The sequence below is a fragment of the Pseudomonas sp. AC239 genome, from assembly GCF_979258545.1.
The window spans coordinates 766,014-789,387 of sequence record NZ_OZ409864.1 but is presented as its reverse complement, the minus strand read 5'-3'; the positions used below and the strand labels follow the sequence as shown (position 1 = coordinate 789,387).

Genomic DNA, 23,374 nt, shown 5'->3' with positions numbered 1-23,374 from the left:
TGACATTGAAATATCGGTCACACCACAAAATTGCGCTTGAGGATTCCCTCAACGCTTTTGCGGGTTAGCGCTTTTTCGGTTTCCAGTGTCACCCACTCAGCGCGCTGTTTGAGTGGTTTGGACACCTCCCGTTCCAGCCAGGCGTGAACCGCCGTGGTCACGTTTCGCCGTGACATTCCGCTAGCCACGTAGTGTCGACCTTGCCTAATGATTGCTGTATCCCGTGCGCTGATTTCTTCGTTACGCTCCATTCCGCTGATGATGCCGCCCTTAGTGCGGATAGCGTTCTCGATTGCCCTGTTAGCGATTGGGGTCAGCTCGTCACTGATCAGGCAGGGTAGGGATGTTATGGGCTCCAAAAACAGCACGTACTGGTCCAGTGCCTCAATACGTTCGTTAGGATCGACCTGCCTTTCCACAACCTGACAATAAAGGTCCCACGACCAATCCGTTGGAGGCTCGGCAACATGCGACCAAGCCTCTTGTTCGGTGGAGCGCATCCAGTCAGCTAAGGCGCTCAGCGCTTTTACTGCGCAGGCCATAACGTAGGCTGCATATGCCTCGCGCTCCGATGCTGAATGACACTTGCTGTATTGGCGAACCCAATGCGCGAGACGGTTTTTTTTGTCGGTTGAGGCGTACTGAAAAATAGCCTCCTCATGCATCGTTGTCTGGATGCACATGCTGCTCATGTCGCTGCTGATGTCGCCGGTCTGGATGCGAATACAGCACTGATTGATCAGCTCGCACACGTCAGTGATCTGTTCATTGCAGAACTCGTAGAGTGGCTGCTCTGAGAGATATTGGATGAGGCCAGCGGTTAGCGCCGAGTGCAAAATCGGGTGGGTATCAATCATGCCAATGGCTCTCGACTTGCAACGCACTGTCCCGCGCCCTGCGAGTTTGAAGCATAGGCAGCGAGATTTGCGCTGTTGCCAAGTGTGAGGAGTGTCGGCCCGCAGCGGGCAAGGGGTTTGTCGCGGCGTTACACATTCGGCGTGCGTTACATCGAATGTACGGAACTGCGTGCTGAAGTGTAACGGGATTGAAAGCCAATGAATCCGGGTGTTTGGCCGGCACCGTTACACGAGTAACACCCGTAACATGGATTTTGACGGTGGTACGGATAGATGCACTCATACCGCTTTTCCAAATTGTCCCTTGATCACCTTCTCGCATGCCAACGCATCAAGGTGATCTGCATACCACTGCATCATCTTCACCCTGTGCTCTAGGTATTGAGCCTTGTTGTATACCCCGGATATTCCCTCTTCTTTGTGAGCAAGCTGCGCTTCGACATGCTCTTTCGGCCAGCCGTGTTCCCTGAGCAAAGTGCTGGCGGTGTGACGAGTCCCATGACCAACCAAACGGCCTTTGTAACCAATCGTCGCGAAGACTTTGTTGATGGTGTTTTCGCTAATCGTCGGATTCTTCGCGCCCACTCCGGGGAATAGCCAGCGACTGCGACCTGTTAGGCTGTGAAGTTCTTTGAGAGCGGAAAGCGCTTGCTTAGGGAGTGGACAAACAAAGTCCCTGCGCATCTTCATCTTGGCGGCAGGCGTCGTCCATATTGCTTTATCAAGGTCGAACTCTTTCCATTCAGCTAACCGAACCATGCCCGGTCTCGATGCGGTCCAGATACAGAGCCATGCTGCAGTTCGGGCCGTCAGCCTGCTGGGAGTGTTTTTGAGTGCTTGGAGGAACTCTGCCAGCTCAGGCTCCAACAAATGAGGATGCTGCTGAGTCTTTGGGGCTCGAGCTGCAATATCTCGTAGGCGACTGCCCGGATCGTTTTCCGTGAGGCCTAGGCCGATGGCACGCCCGAATATCTGATTGATCCAAGTGCGGCACTTTTCCGCCACGTTGTGTGCGTCTCGGGCTTCGAGAGATGCCTGAAGTTCTGCACAGTCGGTACGAGTGATTTCGTCAAGGGGCTTATCTCCCAGCGCTGGGAGTATGTCTTTGTCGAGGTAAGTGCGGATTTTGTTAAGAGTGGAGGGAGCGAGTCCCTTTTCTTCCTTGGCCTTGAGCCAAGCTTCAGCTGCGGCTCGGAAGGTCCGAGTCCTGGCAGCATCAATTGCTGCTTTGGCAGAGCGTTTTTGCTCGAGAGGATCGGCCCCGCTGCTCACTACCTTGCGCAGTTCAGCAGCTTTGTCCCGTGCCAATGCACCGCTGACTTCTGGATAACCCCCCAGCCCCATCCAAGCCCAATTGCCCGCCGGACGTTTGTAGCGGAGCTGCCAGGATTTACCACCGTCAGGTTTAACCCTGAAGTAGACGCCGTTTCCGTCCAGCTCTCGGTATTCCTTTGATTCCGGCTCCAATCCCGCAAGTGTCGTGTCAGCGAGAGGGCGGCGCTTGATGTCTGCGCGCTTCATCCTTGTATCCCAAAGTTCGGTATTTTTCTCAGGATACAAGCAGGGATACAGGGATACAACGGATAAGGGGAGACAGGGGTAGACAGACAGGCACAAAAAAACCGGCCAAGTGGCCGGTTTCTCTGGGTCTGAGAGGCTGGTAGAGACTCTCAGATACTGCTATGTGGTGCCCCGAGGGAGACTCGAACTCCCACTCCTTTCGAAAACGGATTTTGAATCCGCCGCGTCTACCAATTCCGCCATCAGGGCTCAATGGCGGCGAAGTATAGAGAGGTGATTACCGTTGGTCAATCACGTTTCATGGTCAATTTTCGATATTTCCGCTAGACTTTCCGGCCCTGCTAGACGAACCCCATCATGCGCGTTGCTGACTTTACTTTCGAGCTTCCTGATTCGCTGATCGCCCGCCATCCGTTGGCCGAGCGTCGCGGTAGTCGCCTGCTGACCCTTGATGGGCCGAGCGGCGCCCTGGCACACCGTCAATTCACTGATTTGCTTGAGCATTTGCGCCCGGGCGATTTGATGGTGTTCAACAATACCCGGGTGATTCCGGCGCGGCTGTTCGGGCAGAAAGCGTCCGGCGGCAAGCTGGAAATTCTCATCGAGCGCGTGCTCGATGCGCACCGCGTGCTGGCTCATGTGCGCTCCAGCAAGTCGCCGAAGCCGGGTTCGAAGATCCTTATCGACGGCGGTGGCGAAGCCGAGATGCTCGCGCGTCATGATGCGCTGTTCGAGCTGGGTTTTGCCGAGGAAGTCTTGCCGCTGCTCGATCGCGTCGGGCACATGCCGTTGCCTCCTTATATAGACCGCCCGGATGAAGGCTCGGATCGCGAGCGTTATCAGACCGTGTATGCCCAGCGTCTAGGTGCGGTCGCAGCGCCGACGGCGGGGCTGCATTTTGATGAGCCGCTGATGCAGGCGATTGCTGCCAAGGGCGTCGAGACTGCGTTCGTGACGTTGCACGTCGGCGCGGGGACGTTTCAGCCGGTGCGTGTCGAGAAGATCGAAGATCACCACATGCACAGCGAGTGGCTGGAAGTCGGCCAGGACGTGGTCGATGCGGTCGCTGCGTGCCGTGCGCGTGGCGGTCGGGTGATTGCGGTCGGCACCACCAGCGTGCGTTCGCTGGAGAGCGCGGCGCGCGATGGTGTGCTCAAGCCGTTCAGTGGCGACACCGACATTTTTATCTATCCGGGCCGGCCGTTTCATGTGGTCGATGCCCTGGTGACCAATTTCCATTTGCCGGAATCCACGCTGTTGATGCTGGTTTCCGCGTTTGCCGGTTATCCCGAAACCATGGCCGCCTACAAGGCCGCCGTGGAAAACGGCTACCGCTTTTTCAGTTACGGGGATGCGATGTTCATCACCCGCAATCCCGCTCCAACTGCCCCTGAACAGACAGGCCCAGAGGAAACAGAATGAGTCGCGAATGTCGAATGTCCTTTGAGTTGCTGGCCACCGATGGCAAGGCTCGTCGTGGTCGCCTGACCTTCCCCCGTGGCACCGTCGAGACCCCGGCGTTCATGCCGGTCGGCACCTACGGCACGGTCAAGGGCATGCTGCCGCGCGACATTGTCGCCACGGGCGCGGAAATCATTCTGGGCAACACCTTTCACCTGTGGCTGCGTCCCGGCACTCAGGTGATCAAGGAGCACGGCGACCTGCACGATTTCATGCAGTGGAAAGGCCCGATCCTCACCGACTCCGGCGGCTTCCAGGTGTTCAGCCTCGGCGCGATGCGCAAGATCAAGGAGGAGGGCGTGACCTTCGCTTCTCCGGTCGACGGCGCCAAAGTGTTCATGGGCCCGGAAGAGTCGATGCAGGTGCAGCGCGATCTCGGTTCCGACATTGTGATGATCTTCGACGAATGCACGCCGTATCCGGCTGACGAAGACGTCGCGCGCGTATCGATGGAGCTGTCGTTGCGCTGGGCGCAGCGTTCGAAGAATGCCCACGGCGACAACACCGCGGCGCTGTTCGGTATCGTCCAGGGCGGCATGCATGAAAACCTGCGCATGCGCTCGCTCGAAGGCCTCGACAAGATCGGCTTCGACGGCCTCGCCATCGGCGGTCTGTCGGTGGGCGAACCGAAGCACGAAATGATCAAGGTGCTGGATTATCTGCCGGGTCAGATGCCCGCTGACAAACCTCGTTACCTTATGGGCGTTGGCAAACCGGAAGATCTGGTTGAGGGTGTGCGCCGCGGGGTGGACATGTTCGATTGCGTGATGCCAACCCGTAATGCCCGCAATGGGCATCTGTTCATCGATACCGGTGTGCTGAAGATCCGTAACGCGTTCCATCGCCATGATGAATCGCCGCTGGATCCGACCTGCGATTGCTACACCTGCCAGAACTTCTCGCGCGCTTATCTGCATCACCTGGACAAGTGCGGCGAAATGCTCGGCAGCATGCTCAATACCATCCATAACTTGCGCCATTATCAGGTGCTGATGGCTGGTTTGCGCGAGGCTATTCAACAGGGTACATTGGCCGCCTTTGTCGATGCCTTCTACGCCAAACGCGGACTTCCCGTCCCGCCTTTGGGCTGAGTTTTCTGACCCCAAGATTCAACATTTGCAACTGGAGTGCTAAATGAGCTTTTTTATCTCTAACGCCATGGCTGACGCAGCTGCACCGGCTGCTGCAAGCCCAATGGGCGGCGGCTTCGAGTGGATTTTCCTGGTCGGCTTCCTGGTCATCTTCTACCTGATGATCTGGCGTCCACAGGCCAAGCGCGCCAAAGAGCAGAAGAACCTGCTGAGCAGCCTGCAGAAGGGTGACGAAGTCGTGACCACTGGCGGCATCGCCGGCAAGATCACCAAGGTTGCCGATGACTTCGTGGTTCTGGAAGTGTCCGACACCGTGGAAATGAAGTTCCAGAAAGGCGCCATCGCCGCCACGCTGCCAAAAGGCACGCTGAAAGCGATCTAAGAGCAACAACTTCTACTCAATCGACGGGGCGCGCAAGGCGCCCCGCGTTCATAACGGGCGGCGTGATGCTGAACAAATACCCTCTGTGGAAATACATTCTGATCCTGGCGGTGCTGGCGATCGGTCTGATTTATTCCGCTCCCAATCTTTACCCCGATGACCCGGCGATTCAGATCAGCGGCGCCAGCACGGCTCTGCAGGTCAATGACGCCGATCTGGCTCGCGTCAGCACAGCGCTGAAAGAGTCCGGCATCAACGTCAAGGCGGCCACTCTGACCGCAGGCGGCAAGGGCGGTCTGATCCGTCTGAGCAAGGCTGAAGATCAGCTGCCGGCCAAGGACGTTGTGCGCAAGGCACTGGGTGATGACTACGTCGTCGCGCTGAACCTGGCACAGACCACCCCGCAATGGCTGCGCAACCTCGGTGCGCACCCGATGAAGCTGGGTCTGGACTTGTCCGGTGGTGTGCACTTCCTGCTCGAAGTGGACATGGACAAAGCCCTCGATGCACGCCTGAAAGTCTACGAAGGCGACGTCAAGAGCCTGCTGCGCAAAGAGAAGCTGCGCTATCGCAGCCTGCCGCAACTGGGCGGTGCCATTCAGTTGGGCTTCAGCGATGAAGATTCCCGCGAACAGGCCCGTGCGCTGATCCGCAAGAACTTCAATGATTTCGACATTGTTCCGGCCGACCTCAACGGTCAACCGGTGCTGCGTCTGGCGATGACCCCGGCCAAGCTGGCGGAAATCCGTGAATACTCCATCAAGCAGAACCTGACCACGGTACGTAACCGCGTCAACGAGCTGGGTGTTGCCGAACCGATCGTGCAGCGTCAGGGCGCCAACCGCATCGTGGTTGAGCTGCCGGGCGTGCAGGACACTGCCGAAGCCAAGCGTATTCTCGGCAAGACGGCCAACCTCGAGTTCCGTCTGGCCGCCGAGCCGGGCGCTTCGAAAGCCACTTCCGAATCGTTCGAATTCCGCGAAGGCAACCGTCCGCCAGCGCAGATCGAGCGTGGCCTGATCATCACCGGTGACCAGGTTACTGATGCCAAGGCCGGTTTCGGCGAACACGGCACGCCTGAGGTGAACATCCGTCTGGATGGTCACGGCGGCGAGCTGATGAGCCGTGCGACCCGTTCCAACGTCGGCCGCAGCATGGCGGTGATCTTCATCGAGCAGCGTCCGGTCACCACTTACACCAAGCAAGTGGTTGATGGCGTCGAGAAAGACGTGCCGGTACAGACGTTCAAGGAAGAGAAGAAGATCATCAGCCTGGCGACCATCCAGTCGCCGCTGGGTGCGCAATTCCGCATCACTGGCCTGAACGGTCAGGGCGAGTCGTCCGAGCTGGCGCTGCTGCTGCGTGCCGGTGGTCTGGCTGCACCGATGTACTTCGCTGAAGAGCGCACAATCGGTCCAAGCCTGGGTGCTGACAACATCACCAAAGGTATTGATGCTTCCCTGTGGGGCATGCTGTTCGTATCGCTGTTCATCATCGCCATCTACCGCTTCTTCGGCGTCATCGCCACCGTCGCACTGGCGGTGAACATGGTGCTGCTGCTGGCGTTGATGTCGTTGCTGGGCGCCACGCTGACCCTGCCGGGTATCGCCGGTATCGTCTTGACGATGGGTATGGCGGTCGACGCCAACGTACTGATCTTCTCGCGGATTCGTGAAGAGATCGCCGCGGGCATGACTGTGCAGCGGGCAATCAACGAAGGCTTCGGCCGGGCATTCACCGCGATTCTCGACGCCAACCTGACCACCTTGCTGGTCGGCGGCATTCTCTTCGCCATGGGCACCGGCCCGGTGAAGGGTTTCGCAGTGACGATGTCCCTCGGGATCTTTACCTCGATGTTCACGGCCATCATGGTGACCCGCGCAATGGTCAACCTGATCTTTGGCGGACGTGACTTCAAGAAGTTGTGGATTTAAGGGGCTGCCATGTTACGTACAATCAATTTCATGGGCGTTCGCAACTTCGCGTTCGGCGTCACTGTGCTGCTTACCGTCATTGCCTTGTTCAGTGTTGCCACCAAGGGCATGAACTGGGGCCTGGACTTCACCGGCGGTACGCTCATCGAGCTGACCTACGAGCGTCCGGCGGATGTCACCAAGGTGCGTGAGCAGCTGGCGACTTCCGGTTATCACGAAGCCGTGGTGCAGAACTTCGGTGCGACCACCGATCTGTTGGTGCGCATGCCGGGTGAAGATCCGCAGCTGGGCCATCAGGTTGCAGACGCACTGCAGAAAGTCGGCGGCGACAACCCGGCGACGGTCAAGCGTGTCGAGTTCGTCGGCCCGCAAGTCGGTGAAGAACTGCGCGACCAGGGCGGCCTCGGCATGCTGCTGGCGCTCGGCGGCATCCTGATCTACCTGGCGTTCCGCTTTCAGTGGAAGTTTGCGGTCGGCGCCATTGTGTCGCTGATCCACGACGTGATCGTGACCGTGGGTATCCTCTCGTACTTCCAGATCACCTTCGATCTGACAGTACTGGCGGCAGTGCTGGCGATCATCGGTTACTCGCTGAACGACACCATCGTGGTCTTCGACCGGGTGCGTGAGAACTTCCGCGTGCTGCGCAAGGCGACTCTGATCGAGAACATCAACATCTCGACCACCCAGACCCTGTTGCGCACCATGGCGACGTCGATCTCCACGCTGTTGGCGATCGCGGCGCTGCTGTTCTTCGGCGGCGACAACCTGTTCGGCTTCTCCATCGCACTGTTCATCGGTGTACTGGCGGGTACTTACTCGTCGATCTACATCGCCAACGTGGTGCTGATCTGGCTGAACCTGACCACCGAGGATCTGATTCCTCCGGCCAACACCGACAAGGAAGTCGACGACCGTCCATAACGGTTAGCGATTTTCCGGCTGTCAGCTGATAAAAGGCGCGAGTTGAACTCGCGCCTTTTTTTGTGCTCCAAGGCTGGGAGAAGCGCGGGCGCGTCCCGCATGTGATGGTCAGGAGGTTCATGTGAACAAGTCGTTGCTGGTTGGTGCGGTATTGGGTGCTGTCGGTGTCACAGCCGGGGGTGCTGTTGCCACCTACAGCCTGGTTAAAAGCGGCCCTGAGTATGCGCAAGTATTAGCCGTTGAGCCGGTCAAGACACAGATCAAGACTCCACGTGAAGTATGCAAGGATGTAACCGTGACCCGGCAGGCGCCGGTCAAGGATCAACACCAGATTCTCGGCACGGCGATCGGTGCCGTAGCCGGTGGTCTGTTGGGTAATCAGGTGGGCGGCGGTACCGGCAAGAAGATTGCCACTGTGGCCGGTGCAGTCGGCGGCGGTTATGCCGGTAACAAGGTGCAGGAAGGTATGCAGAACCGCGACACCTACACCACCACGCAAACCCGCTGCAACACGGTCAATGACATCAGCGACAAGGTCGTAGGTTACGACGTGCGTTACTCGCTCGATGGCAAGGAAGGCAAGGTGCGGATGGATCGCGATCCGGGCAACCAGATTCCGGTCGACAAGGAGGGCAAGCTGATCCTGTCGCAGAATGAGCCGGGTCAGTAAAGCGCTACTGTTGTGAAAGAAGCACCCTGTGGGGTGCTTTTTTTATACCCGCGTTTCAGGGCTGCACGCGATTCTCACCTGTGGGAGCGAGCCTGCTCGCGAATACGGTCCAACAGTTGATATTTCCTTTGCTGACACGCCCCATTCGCGAGCAGGCTCGCTCCCACAGGGAATTGTGCTGTTTGGAATTGCAGGCATAAAAAAAGCACCCCGGAGGGTGCTTTTCTGATTCGCGTAAAGCTTAGCGCTTCAGCGAGGCCGGCAGGTGCGGCTGGATCGCCGTCAACACTGCCTTGAAGCACTTGGTGTTGCCGGCAACGATGTGGCCTTTCTCAAGGAAGTCGTGACCGCCAGTGAAGTCGCTCACCAGGCCGCCGGCTTCCTGAATCAGCAGGGCGCCTGCAGCCATGTCCCACTCGGACAGACCCGACTCCCAGAACGCATCGAAGCGACCGGCAGCCACGTAGGCCAGGTCCAGGCTCGCCGAACCGGCGCGGCGGATACCGGCAGTCTGGCCAACCAGGGCGCGGAACATGCCCAGGTAGTTGTCGAGGTTGTCCATCTGATCGTCACGGAACGGGAAGCCGGTGCCGAGCAGGGCGCCGTCGAGGCTGGTGCGACCGCTGACGCGCAGACGACGGCCGTTCAGTTGAGCGCCGCGACCACGGCTGGCGGTGAATTCTTCCTGGCGAACCGGGTCCAGAACCACTGCGTGTTCCAGGCGGCCACGATATTTGCAGGCGATGCTCACTGCAAAATGCGGAATGCCACGGAGGAAGTTGGTGGTGCCGTCCAGCGGATCGATGATCCACAGGTACTCTTCGCCTTCGATGCCGGTGCCGGCGTGCAGGCCGGTTTCTTCACCCTGGATCGAGTGATTCGGGTAAGCCTTGCGCAGGGCATCGATGATTTTCTGTTCAGCGGCGCGATCAACCTCGGATACGTAATCCTTGGCGTCTTTTTCGTCGACCTTGATGGTATCCAGGCGCTCGATGGAGCGGAAGATCAGTTCACTGGCGCTGCGGGCGGCGCGCAGCGCGATATTCAGCATGGGCTGCATGGATGTGTCACCTAAGGTTGTTAAAGAAAGCCGCGCATTCTATCAGAACTTTTCTTCAGGTGAAGGACGCTGTTCGCTTTCATAGCTTAACGGTAGGCTGTTCTGTAAGATTTGCCCCCCTTTCCTGTGTCCGAGAGCGCCTCCCTTGCTGCAGAACATTCGTGTCGTCCTGGTCAACACCAGCCACCCCGGCAACATCGGCGGGGCCGCGCGCGCCATGAAAAACATGGGTCTGTCGCGACTGGTGCTGGTCGAACCGCGGGTCTTCCCGCACCACGAGGCCGATGCCCGCGCCTCCGGTGCCGGTGACATCCTTGAAAACGCGCAAGTCGTCGCCACTCTGGAGGACGCATTGGTCGGTTGCAATCTGGTGCTCGGCACCAGCGCCCGCGACCGCCGCATTCCCTGGCCGCTGCTGGATCCGCGCGAATGCGGCAGCAAAGTGGTCGAGGAAGCCGGGCAGGGCGCTGAGATCGCGTTGGTTTTCGGCCGTGAAGACTCCGGCCTGACCAATGAAGAACTGCAGCGATGTCATTTTCACGTGCACATCCCTTCCGACCCGACGTTCAGTTCGCTGAACCTCGGGGCGGCGGTGCAGGTGTTGAGTTATGAAGTGCGCATGGCCTGGCTGGCAGCACAGGGGCAACCGAGCAAGGTTGAGAAAGAAGAAGTGGCCTCGGTGAAAAGCGCCGAGCTGGCGACCATGGATGAGCTGGAGCGCTTTTATGAGCACCTGGAGCAGACGCTGGTTGCCATCGAATTCCTTGACCCGGAAAAACCACGGCACTTAATGGCGCGCCTGCGCCGGTTGTACGGACGCAGCTCGGTCAGCCGGGCGGAAATGAATATTTTGCGTGGCATTCTCACGGAAACCCAGAAAGCGGCCCGTGGCGAACTTCTAAAGCGGAAGGATTGAATGATGTTTGAGCGTTTGCGTGAAGATATCCAAAGCGTATTCCATCGAGACCCGGCGGCGCGTAACGCTTTTGAAGTCCTGACCTGCTACCCCGGCATGCATGCGATCTGGATTCATCGTCTGGCCGGCATGCTCTGGCGCAACGAGTTGAAGTGGCTGGCGCGACTGGTGTCGAACTTCGGTCGCTGGCTGACCGGGATCGAAATTCATCCGGGCGCCAAGGTCGGTCGGCGGTTCTTCATCGACCACGGCATGGGCATCGTCATTGGTGAAACCGCCGAGATCGGCGACGACGTCACCATCTATCAAGGCGTGACCCTCGGCGGCACCAGCTGGAACAAAGGCAAGCGCCACCCGACACTCGGAGACGGCGTTGTAGTCGGTGCCGGGGCCAAGGTTCTCGGTCCGTTCACGGTCGGTGCAGGCGCCAAAGTCGGCTCCAACGCTGTGGTCACCAAGGAAGTGCCACCGGGCGCCACTGTGGTGGGGATTCCGGGGCGGATCATCGTCAAGACCGATGAAGAGCAGGACGCCAAGCGCAAAGCCATGGCGGAAAAGATCGGCTTCGACGCTTACGGCGTCAGCGAAGACATGCCCGACCCGGTGGCCCGCGCCATCGGCCAGTTGCTCGATCATCTGCAAGCGGTGGACGGGCGTCTGGAAGGCATGTGCGGCGCGCTGAAGGATCTGGGCAGCAATTACTGTGCGAAAGATCTGCCTGAGCTGCGCGAAGAAGACTTCGCATGCGTCAAGGGCAAGGACGAATCGAAAGCCGGCTGAACCGCGGCGCTGCTTTTCGCGAGCAGGCTCGCTCCCACCGATGAATGCATTCCAATGTGGGAGCGAGCCTGCTCGCGAAGAACGATCACGCGGTTGCGCTGGCTGTCCGCAACCCGTCTTTGCTATAGTGCGCGCGCTCTTTTGCGGGTAAACCCGACTAAAGCACTAGGTCTTATAGTTGACTTAAATGCTCGGGAATTGCATACTCCCGCCCATTCCGAACTCCGTGGTAACTGTCCATGCGACTGACTACAAAAGGCCGATACGCCGTGACCGCCATGCTTGACCTGGCGTTGCACGCGCAGCACGGGCCGGTGTCTCTGGCCGATATCTCCGAGCGCCAAGGCATCTCCCTGTCCTACCTCGAACAGCTGTTCGCCAAGCTGCGCCGCAGCAACCTGGTTTCCAGCGTTCGCGGTCCGGGTGGTGGCTACCAGTTGTCCCGCGACATGCAGGGCATCCAGGTCGCCCAGGTGATCGATGCGGTGAACGAATCGGTCGATGCCACCAAGTGCCAGGGCCAGGGCGATTGCCATTCCGGTGATACCTGCCTGACCCATCATCTGTGGTGCGACTTGAGCCTGCAGATTCACGAATTTCTGAGCGGTATCAGCTTGGCCGACCTTGTGACTCGCCGTGAGGTACAAGAAGTGGCCCAGCGTCAGGACCAGCGCCGTTGCAGCAGCAAGGCGCCACGCCTGGACAAGATTGAAGCGTCCGCCGTCGAATGACAGCCGAAGAGCTACCCGCGGCACGCCAGCCCTGATTTAGGAGATAGTCCATGAAATTGCCGATTTACCTTGATTACTCTGCAACCACCCCGGTTGATCCGCGCGTTGCGCAGAAAATGAGTGAATGCCTGCTGGTCGACGGAAACTTCGGTAACCCGGCGTCCCGTTCCCACGTGTTCGGCTGGAAGGCTGAAGAGTCCGTCGAAAACGCTCGTCGTCAGGTGGCCGATCTGGTCAACGCCGACCCGCGCGAAATCGTCTGGACCTCCGGCGCGACCGAATCCGACAACCTGGCGATCAAGGGCGCGGCACATTTCTACGCCTCCAAGGGCAAGCACCTGATCACCAGCAAGATCGAGCACAAGGCTGTCCTCGACACCATGCGCCAGCTGGAGCGTGAAGGCTTCGAAGTGACCTACCTCGAGCCGACCGAAGACGGTCTGATCACCCCGGCGATGATTGATGCTGCACTGCGCGAAGACACCATTCTGGTGTCGGTGATGCACGTCAACAACGAAATCGGCACCATCAACGACATCGCCGCCATTGGCGAGATGCTGCGCGCCAAAGGTGTGCTGTTCCACGTTGACGCCGCTCAGTCCACTGGCAAGGTCGAAATCGATCTGCAGAAGCTGAAAGTCGACATGATGTCGTTCTCCGCCCACAAGACTTATGGCCCTAAAGGCATCGGCGCGTTGTACGTCAGCCGCAAGCCGCGTGTGCGCATCGAAGCGACCATGCACGGTGGCGGTCACGAGCGCGGCATGCGTTCCGGCACCCTGGCGACCCACCAGATCGTCGGCATGGGCGAAGCGTTCCGCGTAGCCAAGGAAGACATGGCCGCTGAAAACGTGCGCATCAAAGCCTTGAGCGATCGCTTCTACCAGCAGGTCGAGCACCTGGAAGAGCTGTACGTCAACGGCAGCCTGACCGCCCGCGTCCCCCACAACCTGAACCTGAGCTTCAACTACGTTGAAGGCGAGTCGCTGATCATGGCGCTCAAGGATCTGGCGGTATCGTCCGGTTCGGCCTGCACCTCGGCGTCGCTTGAGCCTTCGTATGTACTGCGCGCCCTGGGCCGCAACGACGAACTGGCACACAGCTCGATCCGCTTTACCTTCGGCCGTTTCACCACCGAAGAAGAAATCGACTACGCCGCGCAGAAAGTCTGCGAGGCCGTTACCAAGCTGCGCGCTCTGTCGCCGCTGTGGGACATGTACAAAGACGGCGTCGATATCTCGAAAATCGAGTGGGCGGCACACTAACTATAGAAGCCGCCGGATACAGATCCTGTAGCGACGCGGCGTTAACGCAGCGCAGTTGCAGGGTCTCAAGAGCGGCCCTGATGAGTGAGGATTGAGAATCATGGCTTACAGCGAAAAGGTCATCGACCACTACGAAAACCCGCGCAACGTCGGCAAGATGAACGCGGAAGATCCTGATGTCGGCACCGGCATGGTCGGCGCTCCGGCGTGCGGCGACGTGATGCGTCTGCAGATCAAGGTCAACGATCAGGGCGTTATCGAAGACGCCAAGTTCAAGACCTACGGTTGCGGTTCGGCAATCGCCTCCAGCTCCCTCGCTACCGAGTGGATGAAGGGCAAGACCCTGGACGAAGCCGAAACCATCAAGAACACTCAGCTGGCCGAAGAACTGGCTTTGCCGCCAGTGAAAATCCACTGCTCCGTGCTCGCCGAAGACGCTATCAAAGCGGCAGTTCGCGATTACAAGCAGAAGAAAGGCTTGATCTGAATTTCAAGATTCGGCGACGAGTAAGGAGTCAACGATGGCTATCAGCATGACAGAAGCGGCTGCTCGACACGTGCGGCGCTCCCTCGACGGGCGCGGCAAAGGTGAAGGGATTCGTCTGGGTGTTCGCACCACAGGCTGTTCCGGCCTTGCCTACGTGCTGGAGTTTGTCGACGAGGTAGTGGCGGAAGATCAGGTGTTCGAGAGTCACGGCGAAAAAGTGATCATCGACCCGAAAAGCCTGGCCTACCTGGACGGCACCGAGCTCGACTTCGTCAAGGAAGGGTTGAACGAAGGCTTCAAGTTCAACAACCCCAACGTGCGCGGTGAATGTGGCTGCGGCGAAAGCTTCAACATCTGAGGCTGGTCGTGGGTATTCCTTGTCATTTCGCTTTATTCGAGCTGCAACCGAGCTTCCGCCTGGATCTCGAGCAGTTGGCCACGCGCTACCGTGAGTTGGCGCGCGGCGTCCATCCTGACCGTTTTGCCGATGCATCCGAACGCGAACAGCGCTCGGCGCTCGAGCAATCGGCGCGGCTCAACGACGCCTACCAGACGCTCAAGAGTCCGGCCCAGCGCGCACGCTACCTGCTGAAAATCAGCGGGCATGAAGTGCCGATGGAGGTCACGGTCCACGATCCCGAGTTTCTTTTGCAGCAGATGCAATGGCGCGAAGAGCTCGAAGATCTGCAGGACAGTGCCGACCTCGACGGTGTTGCGGTGTTCAAGCGTCGCTTGAAAGCTGCTCAGGAAGAACTCAATGAGAGCTTCGCAGCCTGTTGGGATGATGCTGCGCAACGTGAACAGGCCGAACGCCTGATGCGGCGCATGCAGTTCCTCGACAAGCTCACCTACGAAGTGCGCCAGCTGGAAGAGCGCCTCGACGATTAACCCAGTGCTGCGCTGAATTGCACGCTGACAGACAGACAAGACCTGATCACCATGGCTCTACTGCAGATCGCCGAACCCGGCCAAAGTCCTCAACCGCACCAGCGTCGCCTGGCGGTGGGCATCGACTTGGGTACTACCAATTCGCTGGTCGCTGCGCTGCGCAGTGGTCTTTCCGAACCGCTGGCCGACGCCAACGGGCAGGTCATCCTGCCGTCCGCCGTGCGTTATCACGCCGACCGCGTTGAAGTCGGTGAGTCCGCCAAGCTGGCGGCATCCTCCGATCCTCTGAACACCGTGCTCTCGGTCAAGCGCTTGATGGGTCGTGGTCTGTCCGACGTCAAGCAATTGGGCGAGCAGTTGCCGTACCGCTTTGTCGGCGGCGAATCGCACATGCCGTTCATCGACACCGTGCAAGGCCCGAAAAGCCCGGTTGAAGTCTCCGCCGATATCCTCAAGGTCCTGCGTCAGCGCGCTGAGGCGACCTTGGGTGGCGAGCTGGTCGGCGCGGTAATCACCGTTCCTGCTTACTTCGATGATGCGCAGCGTCAGGCCACCAAAGATGCGGCCAAGCTCGCCGGTCTGAACGTTTTGCGTCTGCTCAACGAACCAACCGCTGCCGCTGTAGCGTACGGTCTGGATCAGCACGCCGAAGGTCTGGTGGCGATCTACGATCTGGGCGGCGGTACTTTCGATATCTCCATTCTGCGTCTGACCGGCGGCGTCTTTGAAGTTCTGGCCACTGGCGGCGACAGCGCGCTGGGCGGCGATGACTTTGATCACGCGATTGCCGGCTGGATCATCGAGAGCGCTGGCCTGTCCGCCGATCTCGATCCGGGCGCACAGCGCAATCTGCTGCAAACTGCCTGTGCGGCCAAAGAAGCTTTGACCGACGCCGCCAGCGTTGAAGTGGCTTACGGCGACTGGAAAGCCCAGTTGACCCGTGAAGCCTTCGATGCGCTGATCGAGCCAATGGTCGCGCGCAGTCTGAAAGCCTGCCGCCGCGCCGTTCGCGATTCCGGTATCGAACTGGAAGACGTCCACGCCGTGGTCATGGTCGGCGGTTCGACCCGCGTGCCACGTGTGCGTGAAGCCGTTGCCGAAGCCTTCGGTCGTCAGCCACTGACGGAAATCGACCCGGATCAAGTGGTGGCCATCGGGGCCGCGATCCAGGCCGATACCCTGGCTGGCAACAAGCGCGATGGCGGCGAATTGCTGCTGCTCGACGTGATTCCGTTGTCCTTGGGGCTGGAAACCATGGGCGGTCTGATGGAGAAGGTGATTCCGCGCAACACCACGATCCCCGTCGCCCGCGCCCAGGATTTCACCACCTATAAAGACGGCCAGTCGGCCATGGCCATCCACGTGTTGCAGGGCGAGCGCGAGCTGATCAGCGACTGCCGCTCTCTGGCGCGTTTCGAATTGCGCGGCATTCCGGCGATGGTGGCGGGTGCGGCGAAGATTCGCGTGACCTTCCAGGTCGACGCCGACGGTCTGCTCAGCGTGTCTGCCCGTGAATTGGGCTCGGGCGTTGAAGCGAGCATTCAGGTCAAGCCGTCCTACGGCCTGACCGACGGCGAAATCGCCAAAATGCTCAAAGACTCGTTCCAGCACGCCAATGACGACAAGGTCGCCCGCGTTCTGCGTGAGCAGCAAGTCGATGCCCAGCGCCTGCTCGAAGCGGTGCAGGGCGCGCTGGAGGCCGATGGCGAGCGCTTGCTCGACGCGGAAGAGCGCATGGTCATCGAACTGCAAATGCAGGAACTGGCCGAACTGATGAAAGGTACCGATGGTTACGCCATCGAGCAGCAGACCAAGCGTCTGTCGCAGGTGACCGATGCTTTTGCTGCCCGCCGCATGGACCTGACGGTGAAAGCCGCTCTGTCGGGGCGCAACCTGAATGAAATCGAGGATATCTGATGCCGCAGGTCATTTTTCTGCCCCACGAGAAGTTCTGCCCTGAAGGCATGGTGGTCGAGGCTGCGCCCGGCACATCGATTCTCGAACTGGCCCACGAACACCATATCGAGATGGAAAGCGCGTGCGGCGGCGTCTGCGCCTGCACTACTTGCCATTGCATCATCCGCGAGGGTTTCGACTCGCTGGAAGAGGCCGATGAGCTGGAAGAAGACTTCCTCGACCGTGCCTGGGGCCTTGAGGCGCAATCGCGTCTCGCTTGCCAGGCCATCGTCGGTGAGGAAGACCTCACCGTCGAGATTCCGAAATATTCGCTTAACCATGCGGCCGAAGCGCCGCACTGACTGGTAAGACTGTCATGAGCTACGGTTGGAATGATGTTCAACGCATTGCAGAAGAGCTGGCCGAGGCCCATGAGGGACTCGACCCGTATTCTGTAGGTTTTGTCCGTTTGCAGCAGATGATTCTTGAACTGCCGGACTTCGATGCGACTTCTGGCCGGGTCGGCGAGAAGGTGCTTGAAGCGGTTCAGGAGCTCTGGGCCGCAGAATTGGACTGATCGTCTCGCAGGTTAGGCAATACCCAAGAACCCGCGTATAATTCGCGGGTTTAATTTTTCGCAAATTACCGTTTCTGGAGTTACACCATGGCTGTTCAACGTACTTTCTCCATCATCAAGCCTGACGCCGTTGCTAAAAACGTGATCGGCAAGATCACCACTCGCTTCGAAGACGCTGGCCTGCGCGTTGTAGCTTCGAAACTGAAGCAACTGTCCAAAGCCGAAGCCGAAGGCTTCTACGCTGAGCACAGCGAGCGCGGTTTCTTCGGTGACCTGGTTGCTTTCATGACTTCCGGTCCGGTTGTCGTTCAGGTTCTGGAAGGCGAAAACGCTATCGCTCGCAACCGTGAGCTGATGGGCGCTACCAACCCTAAAGAAGCCGCTGCCGGCACCATCCGTGCTGACTTCGCTGAATCGATCGACGCCAACGCCGTTCACGGTTCGGACTCCGAAGCTGCTGCCGCTCGCGAAATCGCTTACTTCTTCGCAGCTACTGAAGTAACCACTCGCTAAGCATTGCTTGCAGAGTGAAGGTGAATCCATGACTACATCGACTGTTAAAACAAACCTGCTGGGTCTGACCCAGCCGGAAATGGAAAAATTCTTCGACTCAATCGGGGAGAAGCGTTTCCGTGCCGGTCAGGTAATGAAATGGATTCACCACTTTGGCGTCGATGATTTCGACGCCATGACGAACGTCAGCAAAGCCTTGCGCGACAAGCTCAAGGCCATTGCTGAAGTGCGTGGTCCGGAAGTGGTCAGCGAGGACATCTCCAGCGACGGCACCCGTAAATGGGTGGTGCGCGTGGCGTCCGGCAGCTGCGTCGAGACCGTGTACATTCCCCAGGGCAAGCGCGGCACTTTGTGCGTTTCGTCCCAGGCAGGCTGTGCCCTGGACTGCAGTTTCTGCTCCACCGGCAAGCAAGGCTTCAACAGCAACCTCACCGCCGCCGAAGTCATCGGTCAGGTGTGGATTGCCAACAAATCTTTCGGCAGCGTCCCGGCCACCGTCGACCGCGCCATCACCAACGTGGTGATGATGGGCATGGGCGAGCCGTTGCTGAACTTCGATAACGTCGTCGCCGCCATGCATCTGATGATGGATGACCTCGGCTACGGGATCTCCAAGCGCCGCGTGACCCTGTCCACTTCGGGCGTGGTGCCGATGATCGATGAGCTGGCCAAGCACATCGACGTGTCCCTGGCGTTGTCCCTGCACGCACCGAACGACGCATTGCGTAACCAATTGGTGCCGATCAACAAGAAATATCCGCTTAAGATGCTGCTCGAGTCGTGCCAGCGCTACATGTCCGCCCTTGGCGAGAAACGTGTGCTGACCATCGAGTACACCTTGCTCAAGGACGTCAACGACAAGCTTGAGCACGCCGTGGAAATGATCGAGCTGCTTAAAGACATCCCGTGCAAGATCAACCTGATCCCCTTCAACCCGTTCCCGCACTCCGGGTACGAGCGGCCGAGCAACAATGCCATCCGCCGCTTCCAGGATCAGTTGCATCAGGCCGGTTTCAACGTCACTGTGCGCACCACCCGTGGTGAAGACATCGACGCCGCATGTGGTCAATTGGTAGGGCAGGTGCTGGATCGCACCCGTCGCAGCGAACGTTATATCGCCGTGCGCGAGTTGAGCGCCGACAGCGATCTGGCACAGAACGCCGCGAACACTAACTAAGAGAGGATCTCTATGTCCCTGCGCTTTGCGCTGCTGTTGCTGTTGGCCAGCCTGTGCGCTGGTTGTGTCCTGTCGGGTGACTACAACCCGATGAAGACCAGCAAGGGCCGCGATGAAGCGCGGGCTGCCTACGTGCAGCTGGGTCTGGGCTACCTGCAGCAGGGCATGACCGAGCGCGCCAAGGTGCCCTTGAAGAAAGCGCTGGAGCTGGACGGTTCCGACCCCGACGCCAATGCCGCGCTCGGTCTGGTGTTTCAGGCTGAAATGGAGCCGGCACTGGCCGACGAGCATTTCCGCAAGGCCTTGTCCTCACGTCCCGCCGATGCACGCATCCTCAACAACTACGGCAGTTTTCTCTACGAAGAACAGCGCTACAAGGAAGCCTACGAGCGTTTTGAACAAGCGGCCGCCGATACCCTGTATCCTGAGCGTTCGCGGATCTTCGAAAACCTCGGCATGACCGCCGCCAAGCTTGGCCAGCGTGATCTGGCACAGCAACAGCTGGAAAAAGCCCTGCGCCTGAACCGCCAACAACCGCGCGCATTGCTGGAAATGGCTGAGTTGTCCTTCGAAGACAGGCATTATGTGCCCGCGCGTGACTATTACGACCGTTTCAGCCAGCTGACCGAACAAAATGCACGTAGTCTATTGCTCGGCGTTCGGCTGGCAAAAGTGTTTGAAGATCGCGACAAGGCAGCCAGTTACGGTCTGCAATTAAAACGACTCTATCCCGGTACGCCGGAATATCAGCAATACCTGTCGGAGCAATGATGAAAGCGGCGCATCCCGAAGTTGTAGCAGCGAATCGCGTTAATCCCGGTGAGACCCTGCGCCAGGCCCGCGAAAGCAATGGCTGGTCGCTGGCCGAAGTGGCCCTCAAGCTCAACCTCACCGTGACATCCCTGAGCAATCTTGAAGCCGGCGCTTTCGACAAGCTGCCGGGGCATACCTTCGCTCGCGGTTACATTCGCGCCTATGCCAAATTGCTCGGCATGGACCAAACCGTTCTGGTTCAGCAATTCGACCAGTCCACCGGCACCGACTCCCAGGGCAGCAACGTTCACGCCCTCGGTCGTATCGAAGAGCCGGTGCGGGTTTCCCACACTATTTTGCGTATCGTCAGCCTGTTGCTGCTGATCGCGGTCATCGGCGGCGGATTCGTCTGGTGGCAGGATCAGACCTCGCAGCGCACCCGCGATCTGACCAGCCTCGCACCGGAGCACGTCGAAGTCGAAGGCGCTGACGGCACCACGCAGATCCACCCGATCGACGAGCCGGAAGATCAGGCTGTCGCCGAGAATCAGGCTGACAACTCGACATCGCTGGCCCTGCCGCAGTCGGAAACCAGCGCTGAATCCACCGGCGCCGAATCCGCTGCGCAAGCCACCGAGCCGGCCGCGCCAGCTGTTGCACCAAGCGTACCGGCCCACACCCCGGCGCCAGTGGTGGCGGCTCCGACCGCTCCCGCCCCGAATGTTCCTGCGACACCGGCCCCGACCGCGCCGGTTGCTCAAGCGCCAAGCGCTGAAGCAGCTGCTCCGGTTGCCGGCGAAGGCCAGGTGCAATTGCAGTTCACCGGCGATTGCTGGGCACAGGTGACCGATGGCCGTGGCAAAGTGATTTTCAGTGGTCTGAAGCATAAAGGCGACAGCGTGACCGTCTCCGGCAAGCCGCCGCTCAATGTGCGTCTGGGCGTTGCCCGCGCGGCACAGGTCAGCTACAACGGCCAACCGGTCGACATCGCTCCGTTCACCAGTGGCGAGACTGCTCGCCTGAAGTTGGGTCAATAAGTCATGCACGGCGAATCTCCAATCAAACGTCGCGAATCGCGCAAGATCTGGGTCGGCAACGTACCGGTGGGCGGCGATGCGCCGATCGCTGTGCAGAGCATGACCAACAGCGACACCAATGATGTTGCTGCGACCGTGGCGCAGATCAATCGTCTGGAAGCTGCCGGCGTCGACATCGTTCGCGTCTCGGTGCCGGACATGGACGCCGCCGAGGCGTTCGGCAAGATCAAGCAACTGGTCAAAGTGCCGTTGGTGGCTGACATCCACTTCGACTACAAAATCGCTTTGCGCGTGGCCGAACTGGGTGTGGACTGCCTGCGCATCAACCCGGGCAACATCGGTCGCGAAGACCGCGTGCGTGCCGTGGTCGATGCCGCGCGTGATCGCGGCATTCCGATCCGCATCGGCGTCAACGCCGGTTCCCTGGAAAAAGACCTGCAGAAGAAATATGGCGAGCCGACCCCGGCGGCGCTGGTCGAATCCGCGCTGCGCCACGTTGAACACCTCGAACGCCTGAATTTCCAGGACTTCAAGGTCAGCGTGAAGGCCTCCGATGTGTTCATGGCCGTCGAAGCCTACCGTTTGCTGGCAAAGGAAATCGTGCAGCCGCTGCACTTGGGTATCACCGAAGCTGGTGGTTTGCGTTCGGGCACGGTGAAATCCGCCGTGGGCCTAGGTATGCTGCTCGCCGAAGGGATTGGCGATACTATCCGGATCTCGCTGGCGGCCGACCCGGTCGAGGAAGTGAAGGTCGGTTACGACATTCTCAAGTCTTTGCATCTGCGTTCCCGTGGCATCAACTTCATCGCCTGCCCGAGCTGCTCGCGGCAGAACTTCGATGTGGTCAAGACCATGAACGAGCTGGAAGGGCGCCTTGAAGACCTGCTGGTGCCGCTGGATGTCGCGGTCATCGGTTGCGTGGTCAACGGCCCCGGCGAAGCCAAGGAAGCCCATATCGGCTTGACCGGCGGCACGCCCAACCTGATTTACATCGACGGCAAGCCGTCGCAGAAGCTGACGAATGACAATCTGGTGGACGAGCTGGAAAAGCTGATCCGCCAGAAAGCGGCCGAAAAGGTCGAAGCTGACGCTGCCGTTATCGCGCGCGGCTGATCGAACGAATTAAGGAAATTTTGTGAGCAAGTCTCTGCAAGCCATTCGTGGCATGAACGACATCCTGCCCGAACAGACCCCGCTGTGGCGTTATTTCGAAGGCACTGTGGCGCGTCTGCTGGATAACTACGGTTACAAGCAGATCCGCATGCCGATCGTCGAGTTCACCGAGCTGTTCAAGCGCTCGATCGGCGAAGTCACCGATATCGTCGAAAAAGAGATGTACACCTTCGAAGACCGCAACGGCGACTCGCTGACCCTGCGCCCGGAGGGCACTGCGGCGTGCGTGCGTGCTGTGCTCGAGCACGGCATCACCGGCGGCGGTCAGGTGCAGAAACTCTGGTACATCGGCCCGATGTTCCGCCACGAGCGTCCGCAAAAAGGCCGCTATCGCCAGTTCCACCAGATCGGTCTGGAAGTGTTCAACCTCGACGGTCCGGACATCGACGCCGAGCTGATCATCATGACCTGGCGCCTGTGGGGCGAGCTGGGCATTCGCGATGCGGTCAAGCTCGAACTCAACAGCCTCGGCACCAGCGAATCCCGTGGTCGCTATCGTGAAGCGCTGGTCGAATACCTCTCGGCGCACCACGACAAGCTCGACGAAGACAGCCAGCGTCGCCTGAAAACCAACCCGCTGCGCGTGCTCGACACGAAAAATGCCGACACTCAGGCTGTGCTGGTCGATGCGCCGAAAATGGCTGACTACCTCGACGACGAGTCCCGTGCCCACTTCGAAGGCCTGAAGGCGCGTCTGGATGCCGTCGGCATTCCTTATGTGCTCAACCCGAAACTGGTGCGCGGCCTCGATTACTACAGCAAAACCGTTTTCGAATGGGTCACCGACAAGCTCGGCGCCCAGGGCACCGTGTGCGCGGGCGGCCGTTACGACGGTCTGGTCGAGCAGATGGGCGGCAAGCCAACCCCGGGCGTCGGTTTCGCCATGGGCATCGAGCGTCTGGTGTTGATGCTAGAAACCCTCGAGCAGATCCCGGAAGAGATTTCCCGTCAGGTCGACGTCTACCTCTGCGCCTTCGGTGAAGAGGCCGAGCTGGCCGGTCTGGCCCTGGCCGAACGGGTACGCGATGAACTTCCAAACCTGCGCCTGCAAGTCAATGCCGGCGCCGGCAGTTTCAAAAGCCAGTTCAAGAAGGCCGACAAGAGCGGTGCGCTGTACGCATTGATCCTCGGTGACGACGAAATGGCCCAGCAAGTGGTAGGTTTCAAACCCCTGCGTGGCCAGGGCGAACAACAAAGCATTGCCTGGGATGCGCTCGCCGCTCACCTGGCCACCTGCGTCGTGCAGGGTTGAAGCTGTCTTAACAGCCGATTTAGCGATTA

At 59.4% G+C, this 23,374-nt stretch carries 25 protein-coding genes and 1 tRNA gene; 22 read left to right on the top strand and 4 right to left on the bottom strand.

The genetic code is table 11. The features are described 5' to 3' along the window. Window positions 1–17 precede the first annotated feature (17 nt). The 3 genes from ACZ0AZ_RS03565 to ACZ0AZ_RS03555 all read right to left on the bottom strand — a co-directional run bounded on the left by ACZ0AZ_RS03565 (window position 18) and on the right by ACZ0AZ_RS03555 (window position 2,627). Entirely contained in the window at window positions 18–857 is an 840-nt protein-coding gene (locus tag ACZ0AZ_RS03565) for a hypothetical protein (RefSeq protein ID WP_064118918.1), read from the bottom strand. 279 nt (window positions 858–1,136) lie between these two features. Continuing rightward, a complete protein-coding gene (locus ACZ0AZ_RS03560; protein ID WP_064118919.1) occupies window positions 1,137–2,378 on the bottom strand; it encodes a tyrosine-type recombinase/integrase in 1,242 nt (413 codons plus the stop codon). A 164-nt stretch (window positions 2,379–2,542) separates the two neighbouring features. Then, window positions 2,543–2,627, bottom strand: a tRNA-Leu gene (locus ACZ0AZ_RS03555). Between the two features lie 108 nt (window positions 2,628–2,735). Here ACZ0AZ_RS03555 and queA point away from each other — a divergent pair. The 6 genes from queA to ACZ0AZ_RS03525 all read left to right on the top strand — a co-directional run bounded on the left by queA (window position 2,736) and on the right by ACZ0AZ_RS03525 (window position 8,840). Beyond that, on the top strand, window positions 2,736–3,800 hold the full coding sequence (gene queA / locus ACZ0AZ_RS03550) for a tRNA preQ1(34) S-adenosylmethionine ribosyltransferase-isomerase QueA (protein ID WP_016773315.1): 1,065 nt from the start codon (window positions 2,736–2,738) through the stop codon (window positions 3,798–3,800). A gap of 14 nt (window positions 3,801–3,814) precedes the next feature. After that, window positions 3,815–4,930, top strand: coding sequence for a tRNA guanosine(34) transglycosylase Tgt (gene tgt / locus ACZ0AZ_RS03545; RefSeq protein WP_463538715.1), 1,116 nt, complete (start codon window positions 3,815–3,817; stop codon window positions 4,928–4,930). 43 nt (window positions 4,931–4,973) lie between these two features. After that, the gene (yajC, locus tag ACZ0AZ_RS03540) at window positions 4,974–5,312 is read left to right on the top strand and encodes a preprotein translocase subunit YajC (RefSeq protein ID WP_016773317.1); all 339 of its coding nucleotides are present in this window, start codon (window positions 4,974–4,976) and stop codon (window positions 5,310–5,312) included. Between the two features lie 65 nt (window positions 5,313–5,377). Further along, window positions 5,378–7,246 carry a protein translocase subunit SecD gene (gene secD, locus ACZ0AZ_RS03535; RefSeq protein ID WP_039761424.1) on the top strand — a complete coding sequence of 623 codons (1,869 nt, stop codon included), beginning with the start codon at window positions 5,378–5,380 and terminating at the stop codon, window positions 7,244–7,246. Window positions 7,247–7,255: 9 nt separating this feature from the next. Further along, window positions 7,256–8,170 (top strand): protein translocase subunit SecF, encoded by a 915-nt coding sequence (gene secF / locus ACZ0AZ_RS03530; RefSeq protein ID WP_041479932.1) that lies wholly within the window; start codon window positions 7,256–7,258, stop codon window positions 8,168–8,170. A 121-nt stretch (window positions 8,171–8,291) separates the two neighbouring features. Then, window positions 8,292–8,840 carry a glycine zipper 2TM domain-containing protein gene (locus tag ACZ0AZ_RS03525; protein ID WP_039761427.1) on the top strand — a complete coding sequence of 183 codons (549 nt, stop codon included), beginning with the start codon at window positions 8,292–8,294 and terminating at the stop codon, window positions 8,838–8,840. A gap of 241 nt (window positions 8,841–9,081) precedes the next feature. On the opposite strand, the gene suhB is transcribed toward ACZ0AZ_RS03525, so the two are convergent. Beyond that, the gene (gene suhB / locus ACZ0AZ_RS03520) at window positions 9,082–9,900 is read right to left on the bottom strand and encodes a type III secretion system regulator SuhB (RefSeq protein WP_016773320.1); all 819 of its coding nucleotides are present in this window, start codon (window positions 9,898–9,900) and stop codon (window positions 9,082–9,084) included. Window positions 9,901–10,045: 145 nt separating this feature from the next. Here suhB and trmJ point away from each other — a divergent pair, with 145 nt between their 5' ends. The 16 genes from trmJ to hisS all read left to right on the top strand — a co-directional run bounded on the left by trmJ (window position 10,046) and on the right by hisS (window position 23,345). Then, window positions 10,046–10,816, top strand: coding sequence for a tRNA (cytosine(32)/uridine(32)-2'-O)-methyltransferase TrmJ (trmJ, locus tag ACZ0AZ_RS03515; RefSeq protein ID WP_039761428.1), 771 nt, complete (start codon window positions 10,046–10,048; stop codon window positions 10,814–10,816). 3 nt (window positions 10,817–10,819) lie between these two features. Next, a complete protein-coding gene (cysE, locus tag ACZ0AZ_RS03510; protein ID WP_024014221.1) occupies window positions 10,820–11,596 on the top strand; it encodes a serine O-acetyltransferase in 777 nt (258 codons plus the stop codon). A gap of 239 nt (window positions 11,597–11,835) precedes the next feature. Next, window positions 11,836–12,327, top strand: coding sequence for a Fe-S cluster assembly transcriptional regulator IscR (iscR, locus tag ACZ0AZ_RS03505; protein WP_016773323.1), 492 nt, complete (start codon window positions 11,836–11,838; stop codon window positions 12,325–12,327). A gap of 50 nt (window positions 12,328–12,377) precedes the next feature. Then, window positions 12,378–13,592, top strand: coding sequence for an IscS subfamily cysteine desulfurase (locus tag ACZ0AZ_RS03500; RefSeq protein ID WP_039761430.1), 1,215 nt, complete (start codon window positions 12,378–12,380; stop codon window positions 13,590–13,592). Between the two features lie 100 nt (window positions 13,593–13,692). Beyond that, window positions 13,693–14,079, top strand: coding sequence for a Fe-S cluster assembly scaffold IscU (gene iscU, locus ACZ0AZ_RS03495; RefSeq protein ID WP_003227907.1), 387 nt, complete (start codon window positions 13,693–13,695; stop codon window positions 14,077–14,079). Window positions 14,080–14,113: 34 nt separating this feature from the next. After that, the gene (gene iscA / locus ACZ0AZ_RS03490; protein ID WP_003227904.1) at window positions 14,114–14,437 is read left to right on the top strand and encodes an iron-sulfur cluster assembly protein IscA; all 324 of its coding nucleotides are present in this window, start codon (window positions 14,114–14,116) and stop codon (window positions 14,435–14,437) included. An 8-nt stretch (window positions 14,438–14,445) separates the two neighbouring features. Then, the gene (gene hscB, locus ACZ0AZ_RS03485) at window positions 14,446–14,967 is read left to right on the top strand and encodes a co-chaperone HscB (protein ID WP_039761432.1); all 522 of its coding nucleotides are present in this window, start codon (window positions 14,446–14,448) and stop codon (window positions 14,965–14,967) included. Window positions 14,968–15,018: 51 nt separating this feature from the next. Continuing rightward, complete coding sequence (gene hscA, locus ACZ0AZ_RS03480) at window positions 15,019–16,884, top strand: Fe-S protein assembly chaperone HscA (protein WP_039761433.1); 1,866 nt, start codon at window positions 15,019–15,021, stop codon at window positions 16,882–16,884. After that, window positions 16,884–17,225 (top strand): ISC system 2Fe-2S type ferredoxin, encoded by a 342-nt coding sequence (gene fdx, locus ACZ0AZ_RS03475; protein ID WP_016773327.1) that lies wholly within the window; start codon window positions 16,884–16,886, stop codon window positions 17,223–17,225. Before hscA ends, fdx begins: the two co-directional genes overlap by 1 nt. Window positions 17,226–17,239: 14 nt before the next feature. Further along, window positions 17,240–17,440, top strand: a complete 201-nt coding sequence (gene iscX, locus ACZ0AZ_RS03470) for a Fe-S cluster assembly protein IscX (protein ID WP_016773328.1) — start codon at window positions 17,240–17,242, stop codon at window positions 17,438–17,440. Between the two features lie 87 nt (window positions 17,441–17,527). After that, window positions 17,528–17,953: a nucleoside-diphosphate kinase gene (gene ndk, locus ACZ0AZ_RS03465; protein ID WP_024014216.1), complete on the top strand. Its 426-nt coding sequence runs from the start codon at window positions 17,528–17,530 to the stop codon at window positions 17,951–17,953. A 28-nt stretch (window positions 17,954–17,981) separates the two neighbouring features. Further along, window positions 17,982–19,130 (top strand): dual-specificity RNA methyltransferase RlmN, encoded by a 1,149-nt coding sequence (gene rlmN / locus ACZ0AZ_RS03460; protein ID WP_024014215.1) that lies wholly within the window; start codon window positions 17,982–17,984, stop codon window positions 19,128–19,130. Between the two features lie 12 nt (window positions 19,131–19,142). After that, on the top strand, window positions 19,143–19,901 hold the full coding sequence (gene pilW, locus ACZ0AZ_RS03455; RefSeq protein ID WP_463538713.1) for a type IV pilus biogenesis/stability protein PilW: 759 nt from the start codon (window positions 19,143–19,145) through the stop codon (window positions 19,899–19,901). After that, the gene (locus ACZ0AZ_RS03450) at window positions 19,901–20,920 is read left to right on the top strand and encodes a RodZ domain-containing protein (RefSeq protein WP_463538712.1); all 1,020 of its coding nucleotides are present in this window, start codon (window positions 19,901–19,903) and stop codon (window positions 20,918–20,920) included. The genes pilW and ACZ0AZ_RS03450 overlap by 1 nt, the downstream gene beginning before the upstream one ends. Window positions 20,921–20,923: 3 nt before the next feature. Beyond that, window positions 20,924–22,033, top strand: coding sequence for a flavodoxin-dependent (E)-4-hydroxy-3-methylbut-2-enyl-diphosphate synthase (gene ispG / locus ACZ0AZ_RS03445; protein WP_016773332.1), 1,110 nt, complete (start codon window positions 20,924–20,926; stop codon window positions 22,031–22,033). A gap of 22 nt (window positions 22,034–22,055) precedes the next feature. Next, window positions 22,056–23,345 carry a histidine--tRNA ligase gene (hisS, locus tag ACZ0AZ_RS03440; protein WP_056790156.1) on the top strand — a complete coding sequence of 430 codons (1,290 nt, stop codon included), beginning with the start codon at window positions 22,056–22,058 and terminating at the stop codon, window positions 23,343–23,345. Window positions 23,346–23,374 lie beyond the last annotated feature (29 nt).